This window comes from Methylophaga sp. SB9B, assembly GCF_004832235.1.
Classification (GTDB): Bacteria; Pseudomonadota; Gammaproteobacteria; order Nitrosococcales; family Methylophagaceae; genus Methylophaga; species Methylophaga muralis.
Window position 1 is genome coordinate 40,121 of record NZ_SSXS01000003.1, and the last position, 24,206, is coordinate 64,326.

Below are 24,206 nucleotides of genomic sequence, written 5' to 3' on the forward strand. Positions count from 1 at the left end.
AAGATGGATTATTTACCTATATTTATTGATTTAAAGAATCGTCATTGTCTGGTTGTAGGTGGTGGCGAAATTGCCGCCCGCAAAGCCGGCTTATTATTAAAAGCTCAGTCAACGGTCACAATTATTGCCCCGGAAATTGCTGAGATGTCGCGTCAGTTATTAGAAGACGCAGACTATCAGGGGAAGGTGCAATGGATTAACGACAAATTTTCACCGAATTACCTTGCTGATCAGACGCTGGTTATTGCAGCTACAGATGATGAAAGCGTGAATCTTGAGGTTTACCATGCTGCCCAGGCTAAAAAGATTCTGGCCAATGTGGCCGATCAACCTGAGATGTGTGACTTTATTCTGCCGTCTGTTCTAGATCGTTCCCCAATCGTTGTCGCTATCTCCAGCGGCGGACAATCACCCATTCTGGCCAGACAGTTACGTGCCCGTCTGGAAACCCTGATACCGCCTGCTTACAGTAAATTAGGTTTACTGGTTGGTGAATATCGTGAACGGGTAAAAGCGAAGTTCGGTCAGTTAAAACAGCGCCGTCGTTTCTGGGAGTCAGTATTACAAGGACCGGTCGCCGATCATGTATTGGCTGGACGTGATGAACTTGCCATTAAAACCCTTGAGACCTTACTTGAAGAGACAGCCGATAATGCGCTGCAACAAGGTGAAGTTTATCTGGTAGGAGCGGGTCCCGGCGATCCTGACTTGTTAACGTTCAAAGCGTTACGTTTAATGCAGCAGGCTGATGTAGTGTTTTACGATCGGCTAGTCAGCAAGGAAGTACTGGCGTTAGTACGTAAAGAAGCTGAAATGATTTATGTCGGTAAACAGCGGGCATGGCATAGCAAGCGGCAGGATGAAATTAATCTGTTATTGCTGCAGCATGCCCAGGCAGGTAAACGGGTCTTACGTCTAAAAGGCGGTGATCCGTTTATATTCGGCCGTGGTGGCGAGGAAATTGCCACACTGGCTGAACAGAAAATTCCTTTTCAGGTGGTGCCCGGTATCACCGCAGCTTCTGGTGTCGCTTGCTACTCCGGAATTCCGTTAACTCACCGCGATTATTCACAAAGTTGTGTGTTTGTAACCGGCCAATTAAAGGAAGGCGAGCTGGATTTGAACTGGCAGGCTTTAGTCCAACCTCGTCAAACGGTGGTGGTTTATATGGGGCTGGCAGGATTGGATATTCTTAGCCAACAGCTGCAAAAACACGGCATGAGAGCGGATATGCCTGCGGCCCTAGTGCAGCAAGGTACCACCGAGAATCAAAAGGTTTGGGTCAGTACCATTGCGGATCTACCCGAGTTGGCAAAAAAACACAACCTGTCGCACCTACGCTACTAATCATTGGAGAAGTGGTAGAGTTACACAATAAATTGGCCTGGTTTTAATAATAAAATCAATGGGTTAATGTTCCTTATTTGTTTTAGGAAATTTTCCTAATTCTATGTCTGAAACGCCATGCTAGCATCGCCCCAAGCTTCGTAGAAAGCTTTAAAAAAAATTAATACAAATTATTAATCTGGGAGATTAAAGATGGCGATTCCTTTTCGACGTGGCGTCCTGCCCGCGTTATTAGCAACGGCTTTAAGCCCCGGTTTCAGTTTGGCTGCTGAACCGGATCTGCAACTTGAAAGCATCGAAGTTATCAGTCTCACACCGTTACACGGTGTGGGACTCGAGGCTGACAAAATTCCAAGCAATGTTCAAACAGCAACCGCCGAAGATATCGAACGTAGTCAGGCGTTGGATATCTCTGATTTTATGAATCAGACAATGGGTAGTGTCAGCATTAACAATGCTCAAAACAATCCTTTTCAACCTGATTTGAAATTCCGTGGTTTTACCGCTTCTCCACTGGTTGGTAATGCTCAGGGTATTTCGGTTTATCAGGATGGTGTGCGGATTAATGAGCCTTTTGGTGATGCAGTTAATTTTGAATTATTGCCAAAATCAGCCATTGCCAGCATGAATATGATGTCGGGTTCTAATCCTTTATTTGGTTTGAATACATTGGGCGGTGCTTTATCTATCCAAACCAAAAATGGCTTTACCCATCCGGGACATAGTCTGGAAGCCTACACCGGTTCGTTCGGACGTGATTCCGGCACCATTGAAAGTGGTGGCAGTGATGGTAACTTTGCTTATTTTGTAACTGGTTCGATTACTAAAGAAGATGGTTGGCGTGACTTTTCACCATCCAGAGTTGAGCAGTTCTTTTCTAACCTAAGCTACCGTAATGAAACAAGCAGCCTGGATTTTGGTATCACCGCTGTTGACAGTGATCTGAATGGTAATGGTGCTTCGCCGATTGAGTTGGTGAGAGATGATCGTGAAGCTGTATTTACCCATCCAGACAACACGCAAAATGAACTGCGTATGTTTACCTTAAATGGTTCGCATTGGGTAAATGACAACATGATGCTGTCAGCCAATACCTATTATCGACGCAGTGATCGTTCTACGTTTAATGGTGATGGTTCTGAGCTGAGTGTTATCGGAAATCAAATTGGTGAGGAAGACGATGATACCCCTGGTGTTCTAGATCCGGATGAAATCTTCATTGGAGATGCTGGCGCATTCGGTTTTGCCGATGGCGATTTTGTCGCATTAAACAATACCAGCAAAACCAAACAGGATAGTTACGGTTTCGGTTTGCAATCCACTTTCCTAGATAATGTGTTTGGTCGCGACAATCAGTTGATTGTAGGTGCTTCCTATGATCGTTCTGATGTTAAACATTCTTCTCAGTCTGAAATCGCCCAGTTCACTGATAGCCGTGGCACAAGTGGCACTGGGGTGATTGTTGATGAAACGATTGTTGATGGCAAAATTAATACTGACACATTCAGCCTGTTTTTCACCAATACACATTCATTGACAGAACGTTTGGATCTCACCTTTGGTGGTCGTTATAACTGGATTCAGATTGATATTTCCGGCACCAGCAAAGGTGGTGAACAGGATCTGAATGAAGCCGGCAATAAGCATGTATTCAAGCGTTTTAACCCCTCAGCCGGTTTAACCTATGCTTTAAAAGATAACCTGACGGCGTATGGTAACTACAGCGAATCGAATCGTGCGCCAACACCTTCTGAGCTGACATGTGCTGAAGGTGGAGAGAATTCCTGTGCTTATCCAAATGCTTTTCTGGCAGATCCACCTTTGGATGACGTAGTAGCTAGAACGGTTGAAGCAGGTTTGCGCGGTCAAAATGGTAATTTGAACTGGAATGCCGGTGTGTTTTATACGCAGTTGAAGGATGATTTGTTCTTCTTCCCGGATGTTGAAGATGATGCTGATCCACGTTTAACCCTAGGTAAATTTGACAATATCGATAAAACTGCCCGTGCTGGTTTGGAATTAGGCGTAAATGGTCAGCAAGACAAAATGTTGTGGTTTGCCAACTATTCCTATGTTCGTGCAACGTTTGAAGATTCGTTCCTTTATGCTCGTGAAGTAGACGATGAAGTCGAAACCTTTGAAGTGAACAAAGGCGATCGTCTGCCGGGTATTCCTGAGCACAACATTAAGATCGGTGTTGATTATGCCTTTACACCGAAACTTTCTTTAGGCGCAACGGCTTCGTATCATTCTAGCCAGTATTACCGTGGTGATGAAGCGAACGAAGATAAGAAAATCAGTGGATATGGACTGGTTAATCTACACGGTCGTTACAAGTTGAATAAAAATGTTCAGTTCTTTGCCAAAGTCGACAATCTGTTTGACAGTGAATATGAAAACTTTGGTTTATATGGTGAGCCGGATGAAGCGCCTGGTCTGGATTATGAAGATCCACGCTTTGTCGGTGCTGGTGCGCCAAGAGCGGGTTGGATTGGATTTAAAGTAACTCTTTAATTCTGGTTATAAACGTTCAGATAAAAGTAAGGCTGCTAAATGCGGCCTTACTCTTTTTTTTAATCGATAAATCGCATAGAGAGATCGACAGCTTGTAAATCTTTGGTGAGTTGTCCGACAGAAATTCTGTCCACGCCTGTTTCGGCAATATCACGAATGGTGTGTATATTCACGCCACCGGACGCTTCTAGAGCGGCTTTCCCATTGGTGAAATTGACAGCTTCACGTAGCATTTCCAAAGAAAAGTTATCCAGTAAAATAATATCAGCGGCAGTGTTCAGTGCCTGCTCAAGTTCGTTCATGGATTCGACTTCAACTTCAATTGATACATTGGGATGCAAGGCTTTGGCTTGAGCTACCGCTGCGGCAATTGATCCTGCAGCAAGAATATGATTTTCTTTAATTAATATTGCGTCATATAAGCCAAAGCGATGATTAAACCCGCCGCCACAACGCACTGCATACTTTTGCCCAAGTCGTAAACCGGGCAGGGTTTTTCGTGTATCCAGTAATTTAACTGGTAAGTCTTTTAACAGATCTGCATAACGTTTGGTTTGAGTAGCCGTGCCCGAAAAGGTTTGTAAAAAATTCATTGCGGTACGTTCACCACTTAATAACGCTCTGGCATTACCTGAAAGCTCGCAGATAACTGTATTATCAGTAAGCAAATCTGCGTCTGCATAAAACCAGTTGATTTGGATAGCGGGGTCAAGCTGATGGAACACTTCATTAAACCAGTCTTTGCCACATAAAACGGCATTTTGACGGCTGATTAATGTGGCTTTAGCGATGGCATCGGCCGGAATTAAATCCGCAGTAAGATCCTGCTGGCCGATATCTTCAAGTAATGAGAGTTTGACTTGTGATGCAATAAAATTGGCGGGGATAAAGTTCTGAATGGTCATAGTCTTTGATGTTCTATTTAAACAGCCGATAGGGTAACTGTTAAAGCTCTGATAATCTATTCACAAACTCAGGTTGGAGCACTAAGTGATTATCGACAGGCAGAGCGGATGGTTGGATGTGGCGGAGATTTTACCCTCGCCAAATTATGATGATCGTCTGGATGAGAACGATATCAGCGGTATCGTCATTCACAATATCAGTTTACCGCCGGGGCAATTTGGTGGCGGTTGGATTACAGATTTATTTCTCAACCGGTTAGACCCCAATGCGCATCCTTATTTTGCTGAGATAGCGCATTTAAAGGTATCCGCACATTTATTAATAAGACGAGATGGATTAATACAGCAGTTTGTTCCATTTCATAAACGCGCCTGGCATGCAGGGGTATCCTGTTGGGAGGGACGTGAACGCTGTAATGACTTTACTATCGGCATTGAATTGGAAGGTGATGATGAAACCGCTTTTACAGAGGTTCAATATTTGCAATTGGCCGCCGTAAGCAGAGCTTTATTATCAAGCTATCCCTTGCTGTCTGAGCAACGCATTACCGGTCACGAACATATCGCACCGGGCCGTAAAACGGATCCCGGTCCACATTTTGACTGGCCGCGTTATAAACTGTTATTGCAAGCATAAAAAAAAGCCGCCCGTAGGCGGCTTCAGTAGATCTTAAATAATGATTATTGCGTGATTGCAATCAGCTCAATATCAAAAATCAATGTTTCATTAGGGCCAATCATTTCACCGGCACCTTGTGGGCCATAAGCCAGGTTACCTGGGATGACAACACGCCATTTAGCGCCTTCTTTCATCAACTGCAACACTTCCTGCCAACCTTGAATGACACCATTTACTGGGAATGTTGCCGGTTCACCACGTTGAATAGAACTGTCAAAAATCGTACCGTCAATCAGAGTGCCTTCATAATGCGCGATTACGCGATCTGATGCTGTTGGGGTCGCGCCGTCACCGGCTTCGATGATTTCATATTGAAGACCGCTCTCAGTTGTAACCACACCGTCTTTTTTAGCATTTTCTGCCATGTAGGCTTTTGACTCGGCTTGCTTTTTGTTCATCATAGCAGCAAGTTCTTGTGATTTTTTCTGTTGGTATTTACCAATGATTTCTTGGGCTGTTGCCTGATCCATCTGTGGTTGACGGCCAGCCATCATATCGGCAACACCTGCACTGAATGCATCCATTTCCAGCTCAACGCCTTCCATCATCATTTGTTGACCGACTTGTATGCCGAAGATATAGCTGAGTTTTTGTTGTTCTGTATCGAGGGTGGCGTTTTCTGCCATTACATTAGCTCCAAATAAAACGGGAAGGAAGGCGAGATATTTCAGTTTCATGTCTTATGACTCTCAAAGATTTAATTAAAATTTAGGCTGGCGTTGTTTAGAGATCTTCTCAGCCGCGAAGTTCGCTCCGCGATTGTCTCATATTTTTCTGCTGGTTTCAGATTGAATAGCCGACTAATACACTTGGTTATTCGGTTAATTGATACTATAATGGTATCAATTAGGAGGGCGTGACATGTTACGCATGAGCAAACTGACAGACTACGGCATTGTGCTGATGAGCTACATTGCCGAACACCGCAGCAAGCAGCACAGCGCGCATATGTTATCAGATGCGGTGCATATGCCGCTGCCGACAGTACGTAAAATATTAAAAATGTTATCCGCCGGCGTCTGCTGACTTCAGAACGCGGGGTACAAGGTGGTTATACCTTAAGTGGTGATCCGGCCAATATTTCTGTTGCCCAAATCATCACGACAATTGAGGGTCCGATTGCATTAACGGAGTGTGTTAGTAGCGCATCGCACTGTGATCAAGAAACGCATTGTTCAGTGCAGACAAACTGGAATCAGATCAACAATGCCGTATTCCACGCATTAGATGAAGTTAAGTTAGCCGACATGTTGGCAACCTCGCTTTCTGTTCCACGACCAGTTCAATTTTATCCGCCCAACTTCAGGGCAAAAGCAGTTACCTTACAGGATGGTGATCAATATGAATGATCAAACACAACAACTTGAAGCCATAACGCAGAAAGAATACAAAGCGGGTTTTTATACTGATATTGAATCAGATAGCTTGCCACCCGGTTTGAATGAAGATGTGGTGCGTCAGATCTCCAAGATTAAGGGCGAACCGGAGTTTATGTTGGAATGGCGTTTGAAAGCCTATCGCCATTGGTTAACCATGGATACTCCGGAATGGGCCCATGTACATTACCCGGAAATCGATTATCAGGCGGTCAGCTATTATTCAGCTCCGAAGAAAAAAACCGATGGACCGAAAAGTCTGGATGAAGTCGATCCGGAATTATTGCGTACCTATGAAAAATTGGGTGTGCCATTGGATGAACGAGCCCGTTTAGCTGGTGTAGCTGTTGATGCGGTGTTTGATAGTGTTTCAGTCTCAAATACCTTCAAAGATAAATTGGCCGAGCAAGGCATCTTGTTTATGCCTATTTCTGAAGCGATTCATGAGCATCCAGAACTGATTAAAAAATATCTGGGTAGCGTGGTTCCGCAGAAAGATAATTATTATGCGGCATTGAACTCAGCGGTATTTACCGATGGCTCGTTTGTTTATATTCCAAAAGGCGTACGTTGCCCGATGGAGCTATCAACTTATTTCCGTATCAACGCAGCCAATACTGGACAGTTCGAGCGCACATTGATTATCGCCGATGATGATTCTTATGTAAGTTATCTGGAAGGTTGTACTGCACCGATGCGTGATGAAAATCAGTTGCATGCGGCGGTGGTGGAATTAGTGGCAATGGATCGTGCTGAAATCAAATATTCCACCGTACAAAACTGGTATCCCGGCGATGAAAATGGCAAAGGCGGTATCTATAACTTTGTCACCAAACGTGCTGCCTGTCGTGGTGTTAGTTCAAAAGTTTCTTGGACCCAGGTAGAAACTGGTTCGGCTATCACCTGGAAATATCCAAGTGTGGTGTTGCAGGGTGACAACTCTATCGGTGAATTTTACTCGGTGGCTGTGACCAATAATATGCAACAAGCCGATACTGGAACCAAGATGATCCATCTGGGTAAAAACACCAGCTCGACCATTATTTCCAAAGGCATTTCTGCAGGCCGTTCATCAAATGCCTATCGTGGTCTGGTACGCATCGGGCCAAATGCTGAAAATGCCCGTAATTACACCGAGTGTGATTCCTTATTAATGGGTGATAAATGTGCAGCGCATACTTTCCCGTATATCGAAGTGAAAAACCCGACTGCTCAGGTTGAACACGAAGCCTCTACCTCAAAAATCAGTGAAGATCAGCTGTTCTATTGCAAACAACGCGGCTTGGATGTGGAAGATGCGGTCTCGATGATTGTGAATGGTTTCTGTAAGCAGGTTATTCGTGAATTACCAATGGAATTTGCGGTTGAAGCACAGAATCTGTTGGGTTTGTCCTTAGAAGGCTCGGTTGGTTAAACAACATTCACCTAACAAACACGTGTTGAGTGGGTCAGGCCGCTCAACCAATAAAAATGAATAGAGAACAATTATGAAAATGTTGGAAATCAAAAATCTACACGCAAAAATTGATGGCAAAGAAATTTTGCGTGGTATCAATTTAACGGTCAATGCGGGCGAAGTGCATGCCATTATGGGGCCAAACGGTGCCGGTAAAAGCACTTTGTCTAATGTATTAACCGGTCGTGAAGGCTATGAAATCACTCAGGGTGAAGTCATCTATAAAGGTGAGAACTTGCTTGAACTGGAACCTGAAGAGCGTGCCCGACGCGGTGTGTTTCTGGCTTTCCAATATCCGGTAGAGATCCCGGGTGTCAGCAATATCTACCTGCTTAAAGCGGCATTAAATGCTGTTCGCAAACATCAGGGTCTGGAAGAACTGGATGCCATTGATTTCCTGACTTTGGTGCGTAGCAAAATGCAGCTGGTCAAAATGGATGAACAGTTTTTACACCGCAGTGTGAACGAAGGTTTCTCTGGTGGTGAGAAAAAACGTAATGAAATTCTGCAAATGGCTTTATTGGAGCCTGAACTGGCGATTCTTGATGAAACCGACTCAGGTTTGGATATCGATGCTTTACGTACGGTTTCTGAAGGTGTAAATGCCTTACGCAACTCAGACCGTTCTATTGTCATGATCACTCATTACCAACGATTGCTTGATTACATTGTGCCGGATTATGTGCACGTGTTATCTGAAGGTCGCATTGTGAAATCTGGCGACAAGGAATTGGCAAAAGAATTGGAAAAATCTGGCTACAGCTGGGTACATGATGCTCCAGAGCCAGAAGGGCAGCCTGCATGAAAGTTTTAACAGACATACATACCGATTTTGCTGCTGTTGCGGCTAGCCGTGATGTCATGGTGGAAGAAAATAGCCGCTGGCACACCTTGCGTCAACAAGCCAAAGCTCAGTTTGAACGTAATGGCTTGCCTGGCAGAAAAGAAGAAGATTGGAAGTACACCAGTCTGTGGCAGTTAGGGCAGGAACAATTCAAACATCAAGTATCACAACCTGGTCATGCCGATATATATGATTTGCAGCTGGTTGAAGATGCTTATCGTCTGGTGATTGTCGATGGTCGTGTAGATTTTACCGCTTCGTCGATTGATAACCTGCCTGCAGGTTTAACGGTAAGTCCGTTATCACAAGCTATTGAGCGTGCCAGCGAATTTCTGAATCAGCAGATTAATATTGAAAAGCCTGGTTTTAATGCTTTAAACACGATGCTGATGAACGAAGGCATCTTTATTGAAGTTGCGGCGAATAGTCAGATAGACAAACCTATTGAACTGATCGTGGTAAATACCGGGCGTACTGAGCACTACGCAATGCATCTGCGTAATGTCATTGTGATGAATGAAAGCAGTCAGGCAACGTTTATTGAGACCTATGCCGGTAACGATAACGCCAATGGTTTAACCGAAGTAATTACCGAAATAAATCTGGCTGAGAGTGCCGAATTATTTCACTACAAATTACAGCGTGAAGCGTTGGACCATTATCATATCGCTACGATTGCAGCCAAACAGGCTGCCAATAGTAAATGGCATAACAGCAATATTTCATTGGGTGGCAAGCTGGCCAGAAATGATGTGCATAGTCAGTTGTTGGGTGAGCAATCCCATGTGACTTTAAATGGTTTGTATCTGGTTACTGGTGAGCAACATGTCGATAACCATACGCGAATTGATCATGCGGTTCCAAACACTACCAGCGATGAAATGTATAAAGGCGTTTTAGATCAACAAAGCCATGCAGTCTTTAACGGTAAAGTGATAGTGCATAAAGATGCACAGAAAACCGATGCCAACCAAAGTAATCGCAACTTACTGTTGTCACGTGGTTGTGAAATTGACACCAAGCCAGAAATGGAAATCTATGCCGATGATGTGAAATGCGGACATGGTAGTGCTGTCGGTCAAATCAACGAAGATCAATTGTTTTTCCTGCGTGCCCGTGGTCTGGATGAAATCAGCGCCCGCAGTTTGCTGACGTTTGCTTTTGCAGTTGATGTGATTGAACGTATATCGAATCAGGAGCTGAAAAAATCCATTACTGCAGTGATTGAAAAACGCCTACCGAAAGGTGGTAATCATGAGTAACTTGAACATTAATGCCATCCGTGCGGATTTTCCAATTCTGCATCAGGAAATTAATGGTTATCCATTGGTGTATCTGGATAATGCGGCAACCAGCCAAAAACCTCGCCAGGTGATTGATGCGGTCAGTCATTATTATCTTCACGATAATGCCAATATTCACCGTGGAGTGCACAAGCTGAGTCAGCGTTCGACAGATATGTACGAAGCTGCGCGAGGCAAAGTAAGGCAGTTTTTAAATGCCAATTCGGATAAAGAGATTATCTTTACCCGCGGTGCGACCGAAGCTATCAATCTGGTAGCACAAAGTTTTGTCAGACCAAAGCTGCAAGCTGGTGATGAAATCCTGATCAGTCATCTTGAACATCACGCCAATATCGTACCGTGGCAAATATTGTGTGAACAGACCGGTGCCAAACTGAAAGTTATTCCGATGACACAAAGCGGGGAACTGGATTTAACCGACTTTGATGAGATGCTTACAGAGCGAACCAAGATTCTGGCCATTGGACAGGTATCCAATGCTCTAGGCACTATAAATCCTGTCAAAGCCATGATTGCCAAAGCACACGCCAAAGATATCCCGGTATTAATTGACGGGGCACAGGCAGTGCCGCATATGACTGTTGATGTTAAAGATTTGGATTGTGATTTTTATGTGTTTTCCGGTCATAAGATGTTTGCGCCTACCGGTATCGGTGCGCTTTACGGGCGTGAAGAACTGCTGAATGCCATGCCACCTTATCAAGGTGGTGGTGACATGATTCTGTCGGTAAGTTTTGAGAAAACCATCTACAACGAACTGCCAGCCAAGTTTGAAGCAGGTACACCGCATATTGCTGGTGTTATCGGCCTCGGTGCGGCGATAGATTATATGTGGCAAATTGGTATCGATAATATTGCCGCTCAGGAACATCACCTGCTGGAGATCGCCACACGTAAAATTGAGGCTTTATCAGGTGTTTCCATTATTGGAACAGCCCCCGAAAAAGCTGCGGTCATCTCTTTTATGATTGAAGGCGTGCATCCGCATGATGTTGGGACTATTTTTGATCAGCAAGGCGTGGCTATCCGTACTGGACATCACTGTGCTCAACCGGTAATGGAGTTTTACGATATTCCGGCAACTGCTCGTGCATCATTTGCGTTTTATAACTCGGAAGAAGAAATTGACGCATTGATTAACGCGATACAAAAAACACAGGAGCTTTTTGCCTGATGAGTGATTTAAGAGAGCTATACCAGCAAGTGATCATGGATCACAACAAACGCCCAAGAAACTTTCGCGAGATTGATCAGGCCAATCATTTAGCGCATGGCAATAACCCGTTATGTGGTGACAAGCTGGTGGTTTACGTCAAGCTCGAAGGTGATGTAATTGAAGATGTCAGTTTCAAAGGGAGTGGCTGTGCCATTTCAATGGCCTCAGCATCGTTGATGACTGAAGCATTAAAAGGCAAAACCATCGAGGAAGCTCAGGCTATTTATGAACAAGTTCATAAATCAATGACTGGTGAAGAAACCGATCGTAACCTGTTAGGCAAACTGGAAGTTTTAAGTGGTGTCAAAGAGTTTCCGGCGCGGGTAAAATGCGCGACTTTATCCTGGCATACCGTGCATGCAGCAATAGATAGCGAGCACGATATTTCGATTAGCACTGAGTAATTTTATGAATGATAATCAGGTACAACCTTTTACCGAAGAAGACTTGAAAGAAGATGTGATTGAGATGCTGAAAACCATCTTCGATCCTGAAATCCCCGTCAATATCTATGAACTGGGATTGATTTATGAAATTGACGTCAGTGCTTCTGGAAATGTGGTTATCAAAATGACCTTAACGGCGCCGGGATGCCCAGTCGCACAGACGTTTCCTGGTGATGTGGAAAACAAGATCAGCAGTATTGATGGCGTTAATAAAGTACATGTTGAACTGGTCTGGGATCCACCTTGGACCCGTGATCAGATGAGTGAAGCTGCCCAGTTACAATTGGGTATGTTCTAGCCTCAAGATCTCCTGCGGTATATCGCAAAATCAAAGCAAAAAAAAACCGTGGATAGTCTATCCACGGTTAATCAGATCGCATGACCAATCTGAAGAGGTAACAAACTTTAAGGCTACAGTAAGCAACTAGTTCAGGGTTGAGCCCCGAGAGAATTTCATTAGCAAGCTGTTGGAGCCAATCATAGTCATCTGCTGCTATGCCGCATATAGGAGGAATTCCTTTTTATTTGCTTCGCGTGATACCTCATCTATTCGTAAATTGATGCACTCATTGTTGAGTATTTCTCAACAAAAAAAACAATTTAGCTTTAACCTTTAAAGTCATTTAAAAACAATTGTTTAGCTTTTTATTTTTGCGTGCCGACAGCAGCTTTTAAAAAATAAGGAATTTCTCCTATATGGGATATTTTCCTCTTTGCCTACTATCCACTCACAAATATAAAACTGAGCTGGAATTGATGACAAGCAATGTAATGCCACAAACCACTACAAAACTTCTCAAATTAAAATTGATGGAACTGATTGATGATGTTTTAGCTCATGACGGTTTCAGTGATATTCGGATAGAGGTCAAAATCCTTAAGCGTGGACAGAAAGAAGTTATCCTGCACTACGGAAAGCAATATAGATTTGTGGTTGATATGCATGAGATAAATGAAGCTGCTCCCACGCAACAAGTCTCAGGCTGAAACGACATCCCCTGCATAGTTAGAACTCTAACCATACAAAACAAGTAATAATCCTCCCTTTTTCGGATTGTTACAAAACAAGGTTTCATTAACTAAAGGCAAGGTTAGCGTTAGCCTGAAACAGACCTCTAAGTAGAGAGGTTTAACAAATTTTGATTGCCAGTAGGTTCTTGGAATTGATATTCGCCTTAACTAACGTATCTTGGTAAGCCTGACAAATCATTGTCATTCTAAATTTAAAGAAACATTGAGATTACTGCCATGAGCTTAAGAGGCCTGATTAATAGCCGGATCCTATTTTCGGTGATCATTATTAGTATTTTCGGCAGTATTTTAACGATTTGGCAGGTGCGTCAGTCCGTTGAAAGAGAAGTGAATTCTTCTTTTAATATGGCCTTACAAATGATGGATTTAGGATTTAGCCATTTATCCCGCACCTCAATGACTGAATATGAATGGTTACAACAAGTCAGTGCCATTCAGCATACCCGACACTTACATATTAGTATTCTTAATGAAGCTGGCGAAGAAGTAGAGTGGTTTGCCGCTGAAAATACGGATGAAAAATTTCCACCCGATTGGTTTGTGCGTATTGTAAAAACGACTTATCCCTCTGCCAATTATGATGTTAGGCTCGCCGATGGAAGAGTGAAGCAACTTATCGTTCGTGCAGATCCGTTAGATGAAATTGCTGAGACATGGGAAGAATCTGTAGCCTATTTCTGGTCGGTGATGACCATGATTGGGGTCATTTTTCTAGCTATAAATATTGTGTTTAATTCAATGTTGCGAACTGTTCGCAGTATTGTTGTGGGGTTACGCAGGGTTGAGTCAGGACAATATGGACGTAAATTACCCCCTTTCAAAATAAGTGAATTTGACGCCATTGCGACTGAAATTAACCGTTTATCTGACGCATTGAAGGTAGCGAAAGATAATAATCAGGCGTTAGCCCGCCATACCATGCAGATCCAGGAATCGGAAAGACGCAATTTATCTCGCGAATTACATGATGAAATGGGGCAGTCACTTACTGCAGTAAAAGCCATGTCGACCGCTATTCGTCAACCAGGCGCAAATGTTACAAAAATTTCTGAATCCATTACAGAAATTTGCAACCATTTGGCCGGCGTTGTTCGTTCAATGATGCGAACCCTGCATCCATTAAGTCTGGCTGATCTAGGCTTAGGTGCGACATTATCTGATTTAGTAAGCGAATGGCGAAGACGCCACCCCGATTTAGTGATCAAGTTGGATTATGACGAACGTCTGGATAATGTCGCGCATGAACTGGCTATTCATGTTTATCGGATTGCGCAGGAATGTCTGACAAATGTAGTGCGTCATGCTAATGCATCTGAGGTAACATTAGTTATCAGACAGGAAGGCGAGCAGACTTCCCCTCGTGTAGTCATGCGGATCCGAGATAATGGGCAAGGTGGTGAATCATCAGGACATGGTTTCGGTGTGTTGGCGATGCGAGAACGAGTAGAAAATATGGGAGGCCGGTTCAGATTTGAATCTGAGGCGGGTAATGGCGTTTGTGTAAGCGCATGGATGCCAATCATTGAGAAACCAGAAAATGAATGAAAAAAAGATTAGTGTGTTATTGGTAGATGACCACCAAGTAGTTCGGGCGGGATTTAGAATGTTGCTGGACGCCCAACCGTTTATCGGTACTATTGTCGATGTCGATCGTGGTGAGTTAGCTTGTCATGAATATGACCGAAAGCGGCCCGATGTGGTGGTAATGGATTTATCTATGCCTGGTATTGGAGGCCTGGAAACCATTCGTCGTTTAAAAAAACAAGATCCACAGGCCACGGTTTTGGTCTATAGCATTCACGATGAGTCCATTTATGTAGAACGTGCTATTCAGGCGGGCGCAAGAGGTTATGTTACAAAGAACAGTGCGGCCGAGGTACTGGCAGAAGCTGTTTTAGCGGTATCTCAGGGCAAAAGATATATAGAACAGGATATCCTGCCGAATATCGATGATTTCAGACATCCGTCGGATACCTTACATTACGGTCAAGTAGTAGAACTGTTGTCACCAAGAGAGTTTGATGTGTTTTGCCTGACAGCGAGAGGAATGACAGCGCATGAAGTGGCTGCCGAGTTGCACTTAGGCTATAAAACCGTCGCGAACTACAACACACAGATAAAAAATAAACTGAACGTTAACACCACTGCTGATCTGGCCAATATTGCTGTTGTGCTGGGTATTATCAAACATTAGAAATTGTTTTCAGTTTATTGATAGTTAAGAACTTAATTAAAAAATCAACAGACCTCTTGAATTATTTTAAGGCATCCCAATTTTGTCGATCAGAAGACATTGTTCGTCTTCGTGATGAAAAAGTTTTGGAGGTGTTTTATGGCTATTCAACGATACAGACCTTACAGTTTGCTTGATAACCTGCAACGTGAAATGTCGTCCTTATTTCAGGTACCGGCGACGGAAACCAACTTCAGTCAGGAAGATTGGACACCGGCTGTGGATATTCAGGAAAATGCAGAAAACTTTATTATTCATGCCGATTTACCGGGCGTTAAAGCCGCAGATATCGAAGTAACTGCAGAAAACGGCCTGCTGACAATTAAAGGCGTTCGCGACAGCAACAAGGTTGAAGAGAAAGATAATTACAAACGTATTGAACGTTTCAGTGGCAGCTTTATGCGTCGCTTTACCTTACCTGAAACCGCTGATGTCGAACAAATTAATGCGACATCACGTGATGGTGTATTGGAGCTGATAATCCTTAAAATGCCGCAGTTGCAACCCAAACGCATTGAAGTGAATGTTCAGTAAGAAACTGAAAAGGCTCTAAAAGTTAACTTTTAGAGCCTTTTATTTTTAGCTTTAATAATGTGCGGTTTTATTTAACCCGCATACCTGGGGTGGCACCTTCATCAGGGTTGAGGATAAACAAGTCCTTACCTCCAAGGCCTGCAGCCAGCACCATGCCTTCTGATAAACCGAAACGAATTTTACGTGGGGCCAGATTGGCGACCATCACGGTTAATTTACCAACCAGATCTTCAGGTGCATAAGCGGATTTGATGCCTGCAAATACCTGTTTTTCTGCCAGCCCGATATCCAGAGTGAGTTTCAGCAGCTTTTCAGCCCCTTCGACATGTTCGGCATTAACGATTTTGGCGATGCGTAAGTCAATTTTGGCAAAGTCATCAAACTGAATTTCTTCGGCAATCGGATCAATATTCTCAGTGTTCTTTGTCGGAGCAGGAGTCGCTGTCATATTCTCTTTTGACTCTTCAACAATAGCGTCGATTTTGTCTTGTTCAACACGCGTCATTAGCGGTTTAAATACTGAAATGGTGTGGCCCAGTAATGGTTTTTCAATATCTGCCCAATGTAACGAAGCAATATTCAGGAAAGCCTCAGCCTGTTCGGCCGTGCGAGGTAATACGGGCTTCAGATAGGCAATCAGCACTCTGAACAGATTGATGCCCATGCTGCAAACGGCTTGCACTTCTGCGTCTTTGCCTTCTTCTTTCGCCAGCACCCAGGGTTTTTGTTCATCAATATACTGATTGGCTTTATCTGCTAATGCCATGATTTCACGCATTGCCTGAGCAAACTCGCGATTGTCATAACGCTTGGCAATCGACTTAGATTGATCGGTGAATGATCTGAATAAGGCTTCATCAGCCAAAGCATCGCTTAATTTTCCTTCAAAGCGTTTATTGATAAAACCGGCACAACGACTGGCAATATTCACTACCTTGCCAACCAGATCAGAATTAATACGATTCTGGAAATCTTCCAGGCTCAGATCGATATCTTCAATGGTGTTGTTCAGTTTGGCAGCAAAGTAATAACGCAGATATTCTGGGTTTAAATGGTTCAGATAAGTGCGGGCTTTGATAAACGTGCCACGGGACTTGGACATCTTTTTGCCATCAACTGTGAGAAAACCATGGGCATAAACACGATTCGGTAATCTGAAACCAGCGCCTTTCAGCATGGCTGGCCAGAACAGGGCGTGGAAATAGATAATATCCTTGCCGATAAAGTGCACCATTTCCGTTGGGCTGTCGGCACGCATGAATTCATTAAAATCCACACCACTGCGGTCGCAGTAATTTTTGAAACTGGCTAAATAGCCAATCGGTGCATCCATCCACACATAGAAAAACTTATTTGGTGCATCGGGAATTTCAAAACCAAAGTAGGGTGCATCACGTGAGATATCCCAGTCCTGCAAACCACTGTCAAACCATTCGCCGAGTTTGCGGCCAACTTCGGCCTGTAGATGATCGCCTTGGGTCCATTCACGTAATAATGGTTCGAAGTTACCCAGTTTGAAAAAGTAATGTTCTGACTCTTTAGTGATCGGTGTAGCGCCGGAAACTGCAGAAACCGGATTTTTCAATTCAGTCGGATCATAGGTAGCACCGCAGACTTCACAGTTATCACCATATTGATCAGCGGCACCGCATTTGGGACATTCACCGCGAATAAACCGGTCCGGCAGGAACATTTCTTTTTCCGGATCATAGGCCTGACTGATGGTACGGCTTTCAATATGTCCGGCATCGCGATTTGCCAGATAAATCTGGCTGGCCAGTTGGCGGTTCTCTTCGCTATGGGTGCTGTGATAGTTATCAAAACCAATCGCAAATTCGGCAAAATCGGCCTGATGTTCTTTGCTGACGTCGGCGATTAACTGTTCCGGGCTGATGCCCTCATTTTGTGCGCGCAACATGATCGGAGTGCCATGCGCATCATCGGCGCAAACATAATGACATTCGTGGCCGCGCATTTTTTGAAAACGCACCCAGATATCTGTCTGAATATATTCAACAAGATGTCCCAAATGGATGGATCCATTGGCATAGGGAAGTGCGCTGGTGACCAGAATTTTTCGTTGCATAAATAAACCGGAATTAAGCCGTTAGAAAACCGTCAAAGATAACAGATTAACTAGGGTCTGTTAACCTTTCATAGTCACCACTGTTGTGACTGAAAAGGCACCAATCAAGGCGCGAGGAGAGCAGTTTAGTCATTCTAAATAAACGACGAGCAACGAAGAGTGGTGCCTTTTCAGCCTCAACCCGAAGGGCTGGGACTATTTTTCCGTCCAACTGCGTTGTAAATGATTTATGTAGAACGACTACATAGCATCATTTCCGCCTTGCTGGACAAAAAAATAGCCTCCAGCAGTGGTGACTATGAAAGGTTAACAGACCCTCTCAGACTCTATTTTGAATAATGTGGCATGGTTGCGTTGAAAAGCCATGCCAATTGCTTTAGATTGAGGCTATATCTGCCGTGACGGCAATTCCTAGCAGTAAGAGAGCCTGATGGACCTGAATTTACATGACATACATGCCGAGTCAATTGAGCTGGCTCTGGATCGGGCGCGACAATATCGCTCATTGTTAGAGCCCGAAATCGCTGAAAGTATCTGTCTGGATATCCTTAATATTGAGCCGGAAAATCAGGCGGCGTTGGTGGTTTACATTCTGGCACTCACGGATCAGATCAGTATCAGCGGCAGTCAGTCACCATTTCAGGACATTGAAGTGGCTATCGCCAAACTCACCAGCGAATATAAACAGATTTATTACACCGGTATTGTGCTGGAACGGCGTGCCCGCTTTATGCTGACGCAACCGATGTCCCGTGCCTTTGCCTACGATTATTTTATTAAAGCGTTAGAGTGTTATCAGCAGGCTGAGCAAATGCGACCAGATCATAATGATGAAGCTATTCTGCGTTGGAACAGCTGTGTGCGTACCATTCAGCGTGAAAAACTCGAACCGTTATCGGAGACCGATCAAATTGCAATGAGTCGGGAGAGCTGATGGCACTGCTGCAAGTTAAAAAACGCCTGATGGCGATGGCCGGTCTGGTGCTGACCGCTTATCTGATTTTTCATATGCTCAGTAATCTGAGCTTTTTCAGCCCCGAGCAATATCAGGCGTTTTACGATTTCTATAACCAACCACTGATTCGCTGGCCCTTATGGATATTAGTGGCAGCTTCATTGGTGTTTCATGTGATTGTGGCTGTGCAGATTCGATTGCATAACAGCAAGGCCAGAATTCATGCCTATCATCACCGGCAACATCATTTTATTCCCGCATGGCTGGTATCCATTGTTATCACGCTGATTCTGCTGTTTATTGTCTGGCATATGGCGCAAATGTGGTCGTTTGGCGGTGCTGATATATACGGGCAGACAGTCACCTTATTCAGCTCAGTCTGGCAATTAGCGATTTATCTGGGTGGCGTGCTGTTAATTGGACTGCATTTGCAGCATTCGTTAACCAATGTGTTGCAAACCCTTGGCAAAACCTCAAAACAGTTTTATTGGATCAGCACTGCAATTGTCGTGTTATTGGTGGTGGGATTTGCCATCGTACCAATAGTGGCCTACTGGAAAGCATAAATGACTGACGAACAACCATTAGACAGCTTTTCCCCGAAAGGTCCGTTGGAACAACGCTGGACCCAGCATAAATACAATCTGCGAGTAGTCAGTCCGGCTAACCGAAAACGTTACCGGGTGATTGTGGTTGGTACGGGGCTGGCAGGTGCTTCTGCGGCGGCTTCACTGGCTGAGATGGGGTATCAGGTGAAAACCTTCTGCTATCAGGACAGTCCTCGCCGGGCACACAGTATTGCGGCTCAGGGCGGTATTAACGCCGCTAAAAACTATCATAATGATGGTGATAGTGTCTGGCGACTGTTTTACGACATGATTAAAGGCGGCGACTTTCGGGCCCGCGAATCCAATGTATTTCGTCTGGCGGAACTGAGTACGTCGATTATTGACCAGGCTGTAGCGCAAGGTGTGCCATTTGCCCGTGAATACAGTGGTTATCTGGCCAATCGATCGTTTGGCGGGGCGCAGGTATCCAGAACCTTTTATGCACGTGGTCAAACCGGTCAACAGTTATTACTTGGTGCCTATCAGGCGATGAGCCGGCAGGTTGCCGAAGGTCATATTGAGCATTTTTCACGCTGCGAAATGCAGGATCTGATCAAAATCGATGGCAAGGCCAAAGGGATCGTGGTCAGGGATTTACTGACCGGGGAATTAAGTACCCATCTCGCGGACTGTGTGGTGCTTTGCACCGGTGGATATGGTAATGCCTTTTACTTGTCGACCAATGCGAAGGGCTGTAACACCTCGGCTATCTGGCGTGCTCACAAACACGGAGCATTATTTGCCAATCCCTGTTTTACGCAGATACATCCCACCTGCATTCCGCAGCATGGCGAGTTGCAATCCAAACTCACGTTAATGAGTGAATCATTGCGTAATGATGGTCGCATCTGGGCACCGAAAAATCCGGCCGATTGTGGGCGCGATCCACGAGATATTCTGGAACAGGATCGGGATTATTTTCTGGAGCGCATGTATCCGGCGTTTGGAAATCTGGTGCCACGTGATATTGCGTCACGGGCGGTCAAACATATTTGTGATGACGGACGTGGCGTTGGGCATGAAATCAATGGTCAGAAGCTGGGTGTGTATCTGGATTTTGCTGATGCTATCAAAGAGCAGGGCGCTGATGTTATAAACGAAAAATACGGCAATCTGTTTGATATGTATCAGCGGATTACTTCTGAAGATCCGACCCAACAGCCGATGCGGATTTATCCTGCGGTGCATTACACCATGGGTGGTTTATGGGTGGATTACAATCTGATGACCTCGGTAGATGGATTGTTTGCCGGCGGCGAAGCCAACTTTTCCGATCACGGTGCCAATCGACTGGGTGCCAGTGCATTAATGCAGGGCTTGGCTGATGGTTATTTTATTCTGCCAACCACCGTGTCTGATTATCTTGCCAGGCAAACGCCTTTGGAAGATAAAGACTATCCCGAAGTGCAGCAGGCTATGAACTATTCGCAATCGCGGCTCGATAGCCTGCTGAATGCGCCTGAGCCCAAACACACACCAGATCATTTTCACCGTCGGCTGGGCAAGATCTTATGGGATCACTGCGGCATGGCGCGTAATGAGTTTGCCTTAAAGCAGGCGATTGAGGATATTCAGCAACTACGTGAACAGTTCTGGCGAGAAATTAAAATCAGTGGTAACGATAAACAGCTCAATCAAACCCTGGAAAGAGCAGGCCGGGTTGCCGACTTTATGGAACTGGGTGAGTTAATGTGTATTGATGCCCTGAGCCGGGAAGAGTCCTGTGGCTGTCATGCTCGGGTAGAGCATCTGACCAGTAACGGTGAAGTACAACGGCGTGATAACGATTTCGGATTTGTTTCGGCCTGGCAATTTACCGGTGACGTTGTGCAGCCAAAACTGATCAAAGAGCCCTTGCATTTTGATTTTGTCAGCCCTGGGATACGGAATTACCAATGAATTTTATTCTGCATATATGGCGTCAGGCCTCATCCCAAGATGATGGTTTTTTTGAAAAGCACGAGCTGGAAGTCGAAGCTGAATCTTCTTTTCTGGAAATGCTTGATGCCTTGAATGAACGGCTTATCGGTCTTGGAAAAGAAGCGATTGTATTTGATCATGACTGTCGTGAAGGGATCTGTGGCAGTTGCAGTCTGGTGATTAATGGTGAACCGCATGGCCGGCATCAGGCGACGACTACTTGCCAGCAATATATGCGTGACTATCATGATCAAAATGAATTATGGATTGAACCCTGGCGAGCTACAGCGTTTCCGGTGATAAAAGATTTGATGGTGGATCGCAGTGCTTTTGATCGAATCATTCAGGCGGGAGGGTACATCCCTGTCCGAACCGGCGCGGCACCCGAAGCTAATACTCAGCCAGTAGCCAAGCCGGTCGCAGACAAAGCGTTTGATGCGGCTACCTGCATTGGTTGTGGCGCCTGTGTAGCGGTATGTCCTAATGCCTCAGCTACTTTATTTATTGCGGCCAAAGTGAGTCATTTGAGCAGCCTGCCACAGGGACAGTTGGATACAAAACGTCCCGCCAAAATGTTAGCCCGTATGGAAGCTGAAGGCTTTGGCAGTTGCAGTAATTACCGGGAATGTGAACGGGTTTGCCCGAAACAGATAGGTACAGATACCATTAGCAAAATGAATAAATTGCTATATCAAGGTTAAATCTAACAATATTCATGTTTTAATAATCTAAAAACCTGTCGCTCAGGCAGGTTCTGTTGCCTTACTCTACAACGCATTTATCCCCTTTCGGAGTTTTTAGATGGTAGAAGATCTGATCAGCAAACTTGATTCGATGACGGAAAAACGTCGGGTAGTCTTGCTGTTTTCAGTCGCCGATGACGCGGTTGTGCAAGAGACTATTTTGCCGAAGCTACCGGAGCAGCAATGGGAGATACGACTTAACAATTTCCAGCTAGGGCAGCAATATCAATTTGATGATGATCAGTTAGTCATCAGCTATCTGAATGACGAAAGTTTACGTGAATTAATGCTACAAGCGCGTGAACAGGAATGGACAATCGGTTTATTGCCACATCCTGAGATGAAGCATGCTCGTTATGGTTTTGGTATCGCAGCCAGTTTTGACGAGGCGCTTAGCGATATTATGGAAAACGATGCCTCACAGCTTGATTTAATGTTGTGTAATGAACAGCCAGTCTTTAACTCGGTCATCGTCGGGCAGACCTTTACGTTGGTGCCAGGGGAAGCGATGGTTGAACCGTTCTGGGCTCGGGTTCGACGTTTCTGGCGACTGATGCGTAGTCTGAAAGAAGTACGGTTTACGCCATTCACTATTACCACACAGAAAGAGAAAGTCATTGAAACAGCTGCTTTTGGTGTGGTTGCTGTTGAACACGGGCGAAGCTCAGTGTTATCACGTCGTTTTATGGCGGATTCCAATGCTAATGATGGCATGATGCATGCGCTGGTGTTGGCACCACGAAGTGTGTTCGAAATGTTACGTTTTCTGTTTGCTTCGCTGTTTATGCGCAATATATGGAGCCGAAATAACCCACCATTTGTTGGTTTTTTCAAAAGCAGCCGGTTAAAACTGGAAACCAATAAACCCATTCAATATAGCCATGACGAAATGGTTTCTGAAGCACAGCAGCTTGAGTTTAAAGTCGAGCGACGAACCATTCGTTTGATTCCGGGACGATTGTTGGCCTTAGCAGAGAGTGGCGGCGAGCAGAAAGAAATCGTTCGTACTCAGGCATTGCCATTAGGCAAGGCCCGAAATGAACTGATCAGTTATCCATTGCCATGGATGCATCATGCTGCACCGGAAGAATTTAAAGATCTGTTTATGTTGATGCGAGAGAGTGCCAAAGCGACTCCTGCGTATTTAACCTTGATGGTGCTCTCGACTTTACTGGCAGCCTTCGGACTCTTTGCCAACTCTATTCCGGTGGTGATTGGCGCGATGATTCTGGCACCGCTTATGGGACCGATTATTTCCATGTCTCTTGGCACTCTGCGCCAGGATGAATCATTAATGATGGAAAGTGGTAAAAGTATAGCCATAGGTACTGGGCTGGCCTTGCTATGTGCGATGCTTATTGCCTGGTTTATTCCACTGAATAACATTAATACTGAAATTGCAGCTCGTATCAGCCCCACATTATTGGATTTGGGTGTCGCCGTGGTATCGGGTATTGCCGGGGCTTATGCACATGCCCGAGCTGAAGTGGCCAAAAGTCTGGCAGGTGTGGCAATTGCGGTGGCGTTGGTACCACCATTAGCTGTTGCCGGCATTGGTCTCGGCTGGTTTGATTTGACCGTGTTCTTTGGCGCGTTTTTGTTATATCTGACCAACCTGGTTGGCATTATTTTGGCAGCGTTAATCACCTTTATGTTCCTGGGGTATAGCCCATTTCACCGGGCGAAACGTGGTTTGATGTTGACCTTGGTCATGGTCGCTATTTTGGCGGTACCCTTGGCTATTGGTTTTGATCGCATGGTGGCAGAAAACAATGTGCTACGTCAGTTAGACGGTCAGGAAATTGCCGGTGTGAAACTGGTGGATGTCCAGGTCCGGCCGCGCGATCCGTTGATTATCAGTCTTACCATGGTGTCAAAAACCGCGGTAGATGATGAGGTTATGGATAAAGTTAAACAGGAAATAGAACGACGTTTGCAGCAGCCGGTTGTATTGGAAATTGCTGTCAGGGTGATTCGATAAACAACAGCTCAGACCCAGAGAAACAGG

General features: G+C 44.8%; 22 protein-coding genes and 1 pseudogene. 20 read left to right on the forward strand and 3 right to left on the reverse strand.

Annotated elements, in window-relative coordinates; genetic code table 11:
* The first annotated feature begins 3 nt into the window (after window positions 1-3).
* Window positions 4-1,394, forward strand: a pseudogene (cysG, locus tag E8Q33_RS04155) (siroheme synthase CysG).
* Window positions 1,395-1,539: 145 nt separating this feature from the next.
* The gene (locus tag E8Q33_RS04160; protein WP_136553051.1) at window positions 1,540-3,861 is read left to right on the forward strand and encodes a TonB-dependent receptor; all 2,322 of its coding nucleotides are present in this window, start codon (window positions 1,540-1,542) and stop codon (window positions 3,859-3,861) included.
* Between the two features lie 59 nt (window positions 3,862-3,920).
* Here E8Q33_RS04160 and nadC read toward each other — a convergent pair whose 3' ends face one another.
* A complete protein-coding gene (nadC, locus tag E8Q33_RS04165) occupies window positions 3,921-4,766 on the reverse strand; it encodes a carboxylating nicotinate-nucleotide diphosphorylase (protein WP_136553053.1) in 846 nt (281 codons plus the stop codon).
* A gap of 85 nt (window positions 4,767-4,851) precedes the next feature.
* Here nadC and ampD point away from each other — a divergent pair, with 85 nt between their 5' ends.
* Entirely contained in the window at window positions 4,852-5,403 is a 552-nt protein-coding gene (gene ampD / locus E8Q33_RS04170; protein ID WP_136553055.1) for a 1,6-anhydro-N-acetylmuramyl-L-alanine amidase AmpD, read from the forward strand.
* Window positions 5,404-5,447: 44 nt separating this feature from the next.
* Here the strand turns inward: ampD and E8Q33_RS04175 are convergent, their stop codons facing one another.
* The gene (locus tag E8Q33_RS04175; RefSeq protein ID WP_136553057.1) at window positions 5,448-6,071 is read right to left on the reverse strand and encodes an FKBP-type peptidyl-prolyl cis-trans isomerase; all 624 of its coding nucleotides are present in this window, start codon (window positions 6,069-6,071) and stop codon (window positions 5,448-5,450) included.
* A gap of 235 nt (window positions 6,072-6,306) precedes the next feature.
* Here E8Q33_RS04175 and E8Q33_RS15920 point away from each other — a divergent pair, with 235 nt between their 5' ends.
* From E8Q33_RS15920 to E8Q33_RS04230, 12 genes are all read left to right on the forward strand, one after another.
* Window positions 6,307-6,471 carry a hypothetical protein gene (locus tag E8Q33_RS15920; RefSeq protein WP_247869917.1) on the forward strand — a complete coding sequence of 55 codons (165 nt, stop codon included), beginning with the start codon at window positions 6,307-6,309 and terminating at the stop codon, window positions 6,469-6,471.
* Window positions 6,468-6,794, forward strand: a complete 327-nt coding sequence (locus E8Q33_RS04180; protein ID WP_247869943.1) for an Rrf2 family transcriptional regulator — start codon at window positions 6,468-6,470, stop codon at window positions 6,792-6,794. The genes E8Q33_RS15920 and E8Q33_RS04180 overlap by 4 nt, the downstream gene beginning before the upstream one ends.
* Entirely contained in the window at window positions 6,787-8,235 is a 1,449-nt protein-coding gene (gene sufB, locus E8Q33_RS04185; RefSeq protein ID WP_069296995.1) for a Fe-S cluster assembly protein SufB, read from the forward strand. The genes E8Q33_RS04180 and sufB overlap by 8 nt, the downstream gene beginning before the upstream one ends.
* 79 nt (window positions 8,236-8,314) lie before the next feature.
* On the forward strand, window positions 8,315-9,082 hold the full coding sequence (gene sufC / locus E8Q33_RS04190; RefSeq protein ID WP_069297000.1) for a Fe-S cluster assembly ATPase SufC: 768 nt from the start codon (window positions 8,315-8,317) through the stop codon (window positions 9,080-9,082).
* Window positions 9,079-10,383 (forward strand): Fe-S cluster assembly protein SufD, encoded by a 1,305-nt coding sequence (gene sufD / locus E8Q33_RS04195; RefSeq protein ID WP_069296996.1) that lies wholly within the window; start codon window positions 9,079-9,081, stop codon window positions 10,381-10,383. Before sufC ends, sufD begins: the two co-directional genes overlap by 4 nt.
* A complete protein-coding gene (locus E8Q33_RS04200; RefSeq protein WP_136553059.1) occupies window positions 10,376-11,599 on the forward strand; it encodes a cysteine desulfurase in 1,224 nt (407 codons plus the stop codon). Before sufD ends, E8Q33_RS04200 begins: the two co-directional genes overlap by 8 nt.
* Complete coding sequence (gene sufU / locus E8Q33_RS04205; RefSeq protein ID WP_069296998.1) at window positions 11,599-12,045, forward strand: Fe-S cluster assembly sulfur transfer protein SufU; 447 nt, start codon at window positions 11,599-11,601, stop codon at window positions 12,043-12,045. The genes E8Q33_RS04200 and sufU overlap by 1 nt, the downstream gene beginning before the upstream one ends.
* A 4-nt stretch (window positions 12,046-12,049) precedes the next feature.
* Window positions 12,050-12,385 (forward strand): SUF system Fe-S cluster assembly protein, encoded by a 336-nt coding sequence (locus E8Q33_RS04210; RefSeq protein WP_069296999.1) that lies wholly within the window; start codon window positions 12,050-12,052, stop codon window positions 12,383-12,385.
* 398 nt (window positions 12,386-12,783) lie between these two features.
* A complete protein-coding gene (locus E8Q33_RS04215; protein WP_247869918.1) occupies window positions 12,784-13,074 on the forward strand; it encodes a hypothetical protein in 291 nt (96 codons plus the stop codon).
* A 261-nt stretch (window positions 13,075-13,335) separates the two neighbouring features.
* Window positions 13,336-14,664 carry an ATP-binding protein gene (locus E8Q33_RS04220; RefSeq protein ID WP_136553065.1) on the forward strand — a complete coding sequence of 443 codons (1,329 nt, stop codon included), beginning with the start codon at window positions 13,336-13,338 and terminating at the stop codon, window positions 14,662-14,664.
* Window positions 14,657-15,313, forward strand: a complete 657-nt coding sequence (locus E8Q33_RS04225) for a response regulator transcription factor (protein WP_069295318.1) — start codon at window positions 14,657-14,659, stop codon at window positions 15,311-15,313. The genes E8Q33_RS04220 and E8Q33_RS04225 overlap by 8 nt, the downstream gene beginning before the upstream one ends.
* Before the next feature lie 138 nt (window positions 15,314-15,451).
* Window positions 15,452-15,886, forward strand: a complete 435-nt coding sequence (locus E8Q33_RS04230) for an Hsp20/alpha crystallin family protein (RefSeq protein WP_136553067.1) — start codon at window positions 15,452-15,454, stop codon at window positions 15,884-15,886.
* Window positions 15,887-15,953: 67 nt separating this feature from the next.
* Here E8Q33_RS04230 and metG read toward each other — a convergent pair whose 3' ends face one another.
* On the reverse strand, window positions 15,954-17,972 hold the full coding sequence (metG, locus tag E8Q33_RS04235; RefSeq protein WP_136553069.1) for a methionine--tRNA ligase: 2,019 nt from the start codon (window positions 17,970-17,972) through the stop codon (window positions 15,954-15,956).
* A 430-nt stretch (window positions 17,973-18,402) separates the two neighbouring features.
* Here metG and E8Q33_RS04240 point away from each other — a divergent pair, with 430 nt between their 5' ends.
* From E8Q33_RS04240 to E8Q33_RS04260, 5 genes are all read left to right on the forward strand, one after another.
* The gene (locus tag E8Q33_RS04240; protein WP_136553071.1) at window positions 18,403-18,906 is read left to right on the forward strand and encodes a hypothetical protein; all 504 of its coding nucleotides are present in this window, start codon (window positions 18,403-18,405) and stop codon (window positions 18,904-18,906) included.
* A complete protein-coding gene (locus tag E8Q33_RS04245; protein ID WP_136553073.1) occupies window positions 18,906-19,493 on the forward strand; it encodes a succinate dehydrogenase in 588 nt (195 codons plus the stop codon). Before E8Q33_RS04240 ends, E8Q33_RS04245 begins: the two co-directional genes overlap by 1 nt.
* Window positions 19,494-21,434: a fumarate reductase/succinate dehydrogenase flavoprotein subunit gene (locus E8Q33_RS04250; protein WP_136553075.1), complete on the forward strand. Its 1,941-nt coding sequence runs from the start codon at window positions 19,494-19,496 to the stop codon at window positions 21,432-21,434. It begins immediately after the preceding gene.
* Entirely contained in the window at window positions 21,431-22,156 is a 726-nt protein-coding gene (locus E8Q33_RS04255) for a succinate dehydrogenase/fumarate reductase iron-sulfur subunit (protein ID WP_136553077.1), read from the forward strand. The genes E8Q33_RS04250 and E8Q33_RS04255 overlap by 4 nt, the downstream gene beginning before the upstream one ends.
* A 100-nt stretch (window positions 22,157-22,256) precedes the next feature.
* Window positions 22,257-24,179, forward strand: coding sequence for a TIGR00341 family protein (locus E8Q33_RS04260; RefSeq protein ID WP_136553079.1), 1,923 nt, complete (start codon window positions 22,257-22,259; stop codon window positions 24,177-24,179).
* The last annotated feature ends 27 nt before the right edge of the window (window positions 24,180-24,206 follow it).

Bases quoted from the DNA above. Each gene is read 5' to 3' on its own strand.
- nadC (WP_136553053.1), bottom strand. From the start codon at position 4,766: ATGACCATTCAGAACTTTATCCCCGCCAATTTTATTGCATCACAAGTC.
- E8Q33_RS04210 (WP_069296999.1), top strand. From the start codon at position 12,050: ATGAATGATAATCAGGTACAACCTTTTACCGAAGAAGACTTGAAAGAA.
- sufU (WP_069296998.1), top strand. From the start codon at position 11,599: ATGAGTGATTTAAGAGAGCTATACCAGCAAGTGATCATGGATCACAAC.
- sufB (WP_069296995.1), top strand. From the start codon at position 6,787: ATGAATGATCAAACACAACAACTTGAAGCCATAACGCAGAAAGAATAC.
- E8Q33_RS04200 (WP_136553059.1), top strand. From the start codon at position 10,376: ATGAGTAACTTGAACATTAATGCCATCCGTGCGGATTTTCCAATTCTG.
- E8Q33_RS04245 (WP_136553073.1), top strand. From the start codon at position 18,906: ATGGCACTGCTGCAAGTTAAAAAACGCCTGATGGCGATGGCCGGTCTG.
- sufC (WP_069297000.1), top strand. From the start codon at position 8,315: ATGTTGGAAATCAAAAATCTACACGCAAAAATTGATGGCAAAGAAATT.
- E8Q33_RS15920 (WP_247869917.1), top strand. From the start codon at position 6,307: ATGTTACGCATGAGCAAACTGACAGACTACGGCATTGTGCTGATGAGC.
- E8Q33_RS04220 (WP_136553065.1), top strand. From the start codon at position 13,336: ATGAGCTTAAGAGGCCTGATTAATAGCCGGATCCTATTTTCGGTGATC.
- E8Q33_RS04230 (WP_136553067.1), top strand. From the start codon at position 15,452: ATGGCTATTCAACGATACAGACCTTACAGTTTGCTTGATAACCTGCAA.
- E8Q33_RS04240 (WP_136553071.1), top strand. From the start codon at position 18,403: ATGGACCTGAATTTACATGACATACATGCCGAGTCAATTGAGCTGGCT.
- sufD (WP_069296996.1), top strand. From the start codon at position 9,079: ATGAAAGTTTTAACAGACATACATACCGATTTTGCTGCTGTTGCGGCT.
- E8Q33_RS04255 (WP_136553077.1), top strand. From the start codon at position 21,431: ATGAATTTTATTCTGCATATATGGCGTCAGGCCTCATCCCAAGATGAT.
- E8Q33_RS04175 (WP_136553057.1), bottom strand. From the start codon at position 6,071: ATGGCAGAAAACGCCACCCTCGATACAGAACAACAAAAACTCAGCTAT.
- E8Q33_RS04225 (WP_069295318.1), top strand. From the start codon at position 14,657: ATGAATGAAAAAAAGATTAGTGTGTTATTGGTAGATGACCACCAAGTA.
- metG (WP_136553069.1), bottom strand. From the start codon at position 17,972: ATGCAACGAAAAATTCTGGTCACCAGCGCACTTCCCTATGCCAATGGA.
- E8Q33_RS04160 (WP_136553051.1), top strand. From the start codon at position 1,540: ATGGCGATTCCTTTTCGACGTGGCGTCCTGCCCGCGTTATTAGCAACG.
- E8Q33_RS04260 (WP_136553079.1), top strand. From the start codon at position 22,257: ATGGTAGAAGATCTGATCAGCAAACTTGATTCGATGACGGAAAAACGT.
- E8Q33_RS04215 (WP_247869918.1), top strand. From the start codon at position 12,784: ATGGGATATTTTCCTCTTTGCCTACTATCCACTCACAAATATAAAACT.
- E8Q33_RS04250 (WP_136553075.1), top strand. From the start codon at position 19,494: ATGACTGACGAACAACCATTAGACAGCTTTTCCCCGAAAGGTCCGTTG.